General features: G+C 70.3%; 5 protein-coding genes. All 5 read left to right on the forward strand.

Translation table 11 applies throughout. The annotated features are described in order from the left end of the window. Positions 1–276 precede the first annotated feature (276 nt). Genes SZN_RS34000 through SZN_RS34020 form a run of 5 tightly spaced genes read left to right on the forward strand, consistent with a single transcriptional unit; the run spans position 277 to position 6,962 of the window. A complete protein-coding gene (locus SZN_RS34000) occupies positions 277–1,041 on the forward strand; it encodes a TnsA-like heteromeric transposase endonuclease subunit (RefSeq protein ID WP_007504148.1) in 765 nt (254 codons plus the stop codon). Continuing rightward, the gene (locus tag SZN_RS34005) at positions 1,038–3,302 is read left to right on the forward strand and encodes a COG3415 family protein (protein WP_007504150.1); all 2,265 of its coding nucleotides are present in this window, start codon (positions 1,038–1,040) and stop codon (positions 3,300–3,302) included. Before SZN_RS34000 ends, SZN_RS34005 begins: the two co-directional genes overlap by 4 nt. Next, entirely contained in the window at positions 3,280–4,542 is a 1,263-nt protein-coding gene (locus tag SZN_RS34010) for an AAA family ATPase (protein WP_007504151.1), read from the forward strand. The genes SZN_RS34005 and SZN_RS34010 overlap by 23 nt, the downstream gene beginning before the upstream one ends. Before the next feature lie 7 nt (positions 4,543–4,549). Beyond that, on the forward strand, positions 4,550–6,427 hold the full coding sequence (locus SZN_RS34015; RefSeq protein ID WP_007504153.1) for a TniQ family protein: 1,878 nt from the start codon (positions 4,550–4,552) through the stop codon (positions 6,425–6,427). A gap of 10 nt (positions 6,428–6,437) precedes the next feature. Continuing rightward, positions 6,438–6,962, forward strand: coding sequence for an AAA family ATPase (locus SZN_RS34020; protein WP_007504155.1), 525 nt, complete (start codon positions 6,438–6,440; stop codon positions 6,960–6,962). Positions 6,963–7,037: the final 75 nt, after the last annotated feature.

The following is a 7,037-nucleotide window of genomic DNA, read 5'->3' on the forward strand; positions in this document are numbered from 1 at the left end:
TGAGCCGAAGCTCGGGAGTTGTCACCATCGGGACCGTCTGAGCTGCCGAATCCGGACGGCCGAAGCAGCCCGGTTGCCACCAATGAGGCATCCGACTTGTCACAGATGCTCATTCAGCAGTCTTTCTGTCACCAGAAACGAAGATCGGGAGCCTGAGGTTCTTCGCGGCGCTTCCATGTGCTCATGGCCGCTACACGTGCTGGGTCGGGAAGGGTAGTCGACGCCGCTGACGCCGGGTCCGTCTGGTCGCATCAGTGCAGATGGGAGGACCTTTTCGTGCCGACGGACGTCGACGCGGGCAGGTTCGGCCTGGATCTGGGCGACGGCTGGACGAGACGGTGGACGGTCTCGTGGCGGGCAGGCGGGGACGATGCGTCCTGCTCGGTGCACGATCTTGTACAGGAGCCGGTGCTCACGAGCGACCCGATGCGGCACTTCACCTGGCGCCGGGACCAGCGGCACCGTCCTGGCCTGCAGTTCCTGACCAGCACCGGCCGTCACCACGGCGCGGAGAGCCTGGAGGAGAGCCGGGTGCTGCTGGCCCTGGACTTCGCCGGCGATGTGGTCGATGTCGTCTCGCAGCCGCTGAAGATCTCCTTCGCCACCTGCGGGAAGCGCCGCTCCCACACCCCTGACTACCTCGTAGTGACCCGCGGTGGCGTCTGGCTGATCGACGTACGCCCGGAGCCCTTGATCAAGGAGTCGGACCGGGAGTCGTTCGCCGCGGCCGCCGAGGTCGCCGTCGCCTGCGGCTGGCGCTACGCGGTGGCCGCCCGCTGGCGCGAGCACGCCTTCGCAGGGCTGGACGCGATGGCGTCGCGGCGCCGGTTGAGGTCGGATCCGCTGGGGCTTCGGCCGGTGCTGCTCGCCGAGGTCGGGGGTGGGCGGAGGTTCGGTGAGCTCGCGGCGGCGACGGGCTGTGAGCCGGTGGCCCGGGCCCAGCTGCTGCACCTGCTGTGGTCCCGGCAGCTGGGCGTCGACCTGGCCGGCCCGCTCGGGGACCGCTCACTCGTGATGCCCGCCGGGGAGGCAGGCCGGTGACCGCGGCGGCGGTGCTGGACCTTTCCCCGGGCGCCGGGCTGGTGCTGGACGGGACAGAGTGGACGGTCGAACGCCGCGAACCACACCTGGGCCGCGTGCAGTTGGTGAAGGACGACGGCACCCGCGAGCGGATGACGTTCCGGTTCCTGGCCAACCATCCGCAGTGCCGATCATCGTCGCGGACGACGGCGGCGGGGGCCAACCGGGGCCGCCAGCGCAAGGCATCCGAGGACCTTAACGCGAGCCGGCTGGAGCTGACCGAGCTGCGGATGGCCCACCTGCTGGAAGTGGCGACCGGGTTCCGCTCCGGTGACCCGTTCCACCCGGGCCCGGGCGAGCCGAAGCCTGAGTACGACCCGGCGACGACGACGCTCACCGAGCGCCGGCACGCGAAGGTCGCGGAACTCGCGGCCCTGGACCCGCAGCACGCGAAGCTGCTCGGTTTGGGCTCGGTCAGCTACCGCACGCTGATCCGGTGGGAGAACGCCCGCCGCCGGTTCGGGCTGGTCGGCTGCGCGGACGACCGCTGGCTGCGCCGAAGCGGCGGAACCCGCACGGTCTCCGAGGAAGTGCGGGAGGCGGTCCTGGCGGTCCGCGAGGAGACACAGCGGATGGCGAAGGTGTCGATGCGGACCAAGGACCGCATGATCCGCCAGTACGTCCGCGAGGAGTTCGGGCCCGAGACGAAGGTGCCCAGCTACGACACCCTGCGCCGGCTCTGGAAGGAGTGGTTCGGCCCCGGCGGCGCCCGGCAGCGCTACGCGCGATCGGCCGATCTGCCGGAGTCGCAGGGGCACGTCCTGGTGCACCGGCCGGGCCAGGTCGTCGCGCTGGACACCACGGTGCTGCCGGTCATGGTCCGCGAGCACGTCTTCGGCGATCCGGTGAAGATGCACCTCACCCTGGCCCTGGACGTCTGCACGCACTCGCTGGTCGCCTTCCGGCTGACGCTGGTCTCCGACACCTCGGTGGACGTCGCGATGGTGCTGCGGGACGTGACGATGCCGCTGCCGATGCGGGCGGACTGGGGCGAGGACCTGGAATGGCCCTATCCCGGCCTGCCGGCCGCGGTGGTGGCCGAGTTCGCCGGGCACGCGGTGGCCGGTCTGCCGTTCTTCACCCCGGAGACGGTGACCACCGACCACGGATCGGTCTATCGCAACCACCACCTGGTCGAGGTCGAGCGGGTCCTCGGCTGCCAGGTCCTGCCCGCGCGGGTGCTGCGGCCGACCGACAAGGCCGCCGTCGAGCGGGCCTTCGGCGTGATCCGCCAGCTCTTGTTCGAGCACCTGGTCGGCTACACCGGCGTCGATGTCGCCGACCGCGGGGCCGACCCGGCCGCGGACGCGGTCCTGACGGCCGACCAGCTCGAGCACCTGATCGCGACCTGGATCGTCGGCGTCTGGCAAAAGCGCAAGCTGGGCGAGTACGCCCCGGCCTGGGATCCGGACGGCTCTCACAGCCCGAACTCGCTGTTCGCGGCGTCGTTCGCGCAGACCGGCTTCGCGATGGACATCCCCTCCCCGGAGCTGTTCTACGAGCTGCTGCCCGCCCACTACGTCCGCATCGACAAGCGCCGCGGGGTGAAGATCCGCGGACTTTGGTACGACGACGCCGATGTCCTGCGGGACTACCGCGGCGAGCTGTCGACGCGGGGCGGCAAGCACAAGGGCAAGTGGCTCATCCGCCGCGACCCGCGGGATCGGCGCCAGGTGTTCTTCCAGGACCCGCTCAGCCATGCCTGGCACCCGCTGCCCTGGACGGGCATGCCCCGGGCCGGGCAGATGCCGGCCTTCGGGGACGCGCGGGCCAGCGCCCTGCTCGCGAAGGCCGCGGCGGCCGGGCTGAAGCCGAAGTCGGACACCGAACTGCTGCCGGTGCTGCTGGAGCTGATCGGCTCGCACATCCCGGTCAGCAAGTGGCCGACCCAGCTGAAGAAGTCCCAGCGCACCGAACACGCTCGCGAGACGCACCAGGCAATGGCCGCGCAGGCCGACCGGCCGCCAAGCCCGCCCGCACCGGCCCCACAGCCCGCCCCCGCTCCTTCTAGGGAGGGGACCGCGATGGTGCTGAGCTGGCCGGGCCGGGCCCGCGAGACGCAGGACGCGGTCGCCGGGGAACGGCGCCGGCGGCGGGAAGTTGTCCGGCCCGCGCCCGTCCCGCCGCCCGAGCTGGGGCACAACTTCCGGGCCCGCAGCGTGTTCGTCCTGCCCGAGGACGACCTGGAGGAGGACCGTGGTGGACCAGACAACGCCGGATGAGCACGCGGTCGTCCCCTTCCTGCGGGCCGGTCCGCCGCCGGACCGCACCCGCTGGGAAGGCTGGCAGCAGTGGCGGAAGATCCGCGGCACCTTCGTGGCCGCACCCCGGCTCACGCCGGCCGAGCACCAGAGCCTGAGCCCCCGGCGTCGGGCCCTGCACGACCTGCACCGCACCGCGACGCACGTCAACATGCGGCTCCAGGAAACGCCGATGAGCGCGCGGGTCGCGAACCTCATGCGCGGCCGGCTGCAGAACAACGCGGTGAAGTTCATGCCCGGCACCCGCGACGGCCTAATGATCAACGGCGGCGGGTTCCAGGGCAAGACCGAGACCGCCTGCGACGCGGCCGCGTCCTTCGAGGACGTCTGGCGCGAGGTCCACCACCAGCTACTGCCCGGCCCCACCCCCGGCACCCGGGACGTGTTCGTCCCCGTCGCCTACTGCCGCCTGCCGGTCCGCGCGACACCCAAGGGCCTCTGCAAGGCGATCTTGAACGTCTACGGAAACCCGCACCCCGGAACCCTGGACGACCTGGTCAGAGCGGTGCGGGACGCGATCCGCGACCATCACACCACCGCCCTGCTGATCGACGACATCACCCGGCTCCGGCTCCACCGCGAGGACGACCAGGACACCCTCGACCTGATCCGCGAACTGATGGACCTCAACGTCACCCTCATCCTGATCGGCGTGGACATCCCCGGCTCCGGACTCCTGCGCGGCGCCTACGTCGACCAGCGCACCGGACAGTGGGTCTTCCCCGACCACGGGCGAGGCGGGCGGCACCACGCCGCGACCGCCACGCAGACCGGCCGCCGGTTCGACATGGTCGATCTCGACCCGTTCGACTACTCCACCCCGGCCGGCATCACCGCCTTCCTCGACCACCTGGCCGGCATCGAGGACCAGCTGCGGCTCCTGCGGTCCTTCGAAGGCATGCTCACCAGCGGCGAGACGCCCGAGTACCTCTTCGGCCGCACCCGCGGCATCGTCGGCCTGCTGCGGCGGCTGATCGAGGACGGCTGCACCGAGGCGATCCTCACCGGCGAAGAACGCCTCACCCCCGAACTGCTCGCGAAGACCACGATCCACCTCGGCAACCTGGACGACCTCGACCCCGGCGCCGGTGAGGTCCCCGACATCCCGCAGGTCACCGTCCCGCCCGCGAAGCCCCGCCGCCGGCGCGGACGCAACACGGTCCTCGACGACCGCGGGAACAGGCCGGCCGCGGGTGACTGACGTGGCCATGAGCTCCGGGCGGCGGCCCTTCGGACTCAGCCTCGACCCGCTGGAGGGCGAGTCCCTGGCCGGTTTCGCCCTGCGTCTGTCCCACCGCCTCCATATCTCGCCCCACGAGCTCGCCCGGCTGACCGGCCTGACCGAACAGGACCGGCTCGGGCGGGCCCGCGCGTCACTCTCGACGCGGCTGACACCGGCCGAGATCAAGAACTTCGCCGCCACCACCCGCCTGGACCCCCGCGAGGTCCGCGCGATGACGCTGGAATCTCTCGCCTCCCGCTATCCGCCGGCGGCCCGCGGCGTCGCCAACGTCCGGGCTGGCAACGTCTACTCCATGCACGCGGACCGATGGCTGTTCCCCACCACCGCCCGCTACTGCCCCCGCTGTCTCGCTGGCGACGGTTCCGACATCCAGCACGCCCACGGCGGGCCCTGGCAGATCCTCTGGCGCCTTCCCGTCGTCTTCGCCTGCCCGCTCCACGAGGTCTTCCTGGAACACCTCTGCCCCCGCTGCCAAAGGCCGGTCAACTTCAGCAACAGGGCCCAGTTGTTTCCCCGTCCCGCCGCCCCCGGAGTCCACCCCGCCCACTGCCGGACTTCCACGGTTCGGGACACCAAGACCGGCCGGCACGACGACCCCTGCGGGGCACCGCTTACCCATGACCCACTCCACCATCACCGACCCGGGCCCGGCTTGCTCGCGCTCCAGCGCAAGATTCTTCGCCTGCTCCGGCCGGGCGGGCCCAAGCAGCCGGCACAGCAGTACTTCACCGAGCTCATCCTGCTGACCGGCCTGGTCATGATCTGCTGGCCGCGCATCCAGCCGGTCGGCACCACCCGCCAAATCGCTGAAGCCGTTGCCCAGCACCTCGCCATCCACGAAGGAACCGACTCCCGTCTCTACCGATCCACCGGGGCACCCGTCGACGCGTTCGTCTGCGCCGGCCTCCTCCAGGTCACCGACCGCCTCCTGGCCGCAGACGACCTGCGCGAAGCACTCTCCTCACTCGCCCCCGAGGAGAACCGCAACCGCAGCGGAATCCCGCCCACACGGCACCTGATCTGGGACAGAACCTTCAAGAAGCAGCGCAGCGCCTGCTCCGAGCGCTTCCAGGACGCCGCCGATACGATCGTTCCCACCTTCCGGCGCACCGGCAAAGGCGGACTCCGTCTCCCCTCCACCGGCGTCGGCCTGCGACCTGAACACATCCCGGCGTTCCTGCCCCAAGCCCTCGCCGAACAGCACCTCGGCTTCCTCTCCGCCATCGCCCCCAAGATGCGCCGGCGCAGTGCCTCGGTCTTCCTCGTCCGGCGCACCCGCGGCGGCAGCCTTGACGAAGCCGCCCAGTTCCTCGGGATCAACCCCCAGGGCAAACGGAACGGCTACACACAGCTGCTGAATCGCCACCTGCGAACCAGCGGCACAGCCCGCGACTTCGAGCAGGCCCTCGACGCCATCACTGCCGAGCTCCTCGCGGGCCCCATCATCGACTACCAGCACCGGCGCGAGGTCCTTGCCACCTGGGCCCTGGATCCCGAGAGCTGGCAGCACATCCTCGCCCAGCTTCCGGTCCTCACGAGCCATCGAAAGCCCATCAGCGACGACCGCAGACGCCTGGCCGTCAGTGCCTACATCTGGACCCGCGCCACCGAAGGCGAACCCGACTTCGTCCCCTGCCCACCGCACATCGCACACGACCCAGCACTACGTGCTGTCTGGCTCCGAGAACGGCACAACGTCTTCCATTGGCTCCGCACAACCGACTACCAGCCCTACTACGGCGCCCTCAAGCCACTGCTCGAAGACCACGCCAGGCTCTTGGCCAAGGCGATCGACCGCACCGGATCTTCCACTCTTCCTGTCCCAGCAGCCCGCAGACGCTAGCGTCAGGTCCATGATCGTATGGCTCAACGGCACTCACGGCGCGGGCAAGACGACGACCAGCGCGCTTGTCCAGCAGCTGATCCCGGACTCACGGGTGTTCGACGCCGAGAAAGTCGGCGAGACACTCATGGACATCAAGCCAGGACTGCCCGCGACGGACAACTTCCAGCACTGGCCGCCATGGCGACCGCTCGTGGTCGAGACCGCCCGACGCGTCCTCGACTACACCGGCGGAACCCTGGTGATGCCCATGACCATCCTGGTCGAGCAGTACTGGCGCGAGATCAGCTCGGGCCTTGCCGAGCACGACATTCAGGTCCGGCACTTCGTCCTACACGCCGACCAGGACACTCTCCGCGCTCGCATCGCGGGCGACACCGTTCTCGGCCCCAACTCCCCTTTCCGGCTCCAATACCTCGAGCCCTACGCCGAGGCGGCCCGCACGTGGCTGCACGCCGAAGCCGAGGTCGTCGACACCACGCACCTCACCCCCGCCCAGGCCGCCCAGCAGATCGCAGAGGCCGTCAAGAGCTGAGAGGACGGCCTTCCCGCGCCCCACTCACAGGTGACAACAAGACTGCCTATGTGACAACTATCGTGCTTCGGCTCA

The organism is Streptomyces zinciresistens K42 (assembly GCF_000225525.1).
GTDB classification, from domain to species: domain Bacteria; phylum Actinomycetota; class Actinomycetes; order Streptomycetales; family Streptomycetaceae; genus Streptomyces; species Streptomyces zinciresistens.

Coding starts and splice junctions, on each gene's coding strand:
- SZN_RS34020 (WP_007504155.1), top strand. CDS start 6,438: ATGATCGTATGGCTCAACGGCACTCACGGCGCGGGCAAGACGACGACC.
- SZN_RS34015 (WP_007504153.1), top strand. CDS start 4,550: ATGAGCTCCGGGCGGCGGCCCTTCGGACTCAGCCTCGACCCGCTGGAG.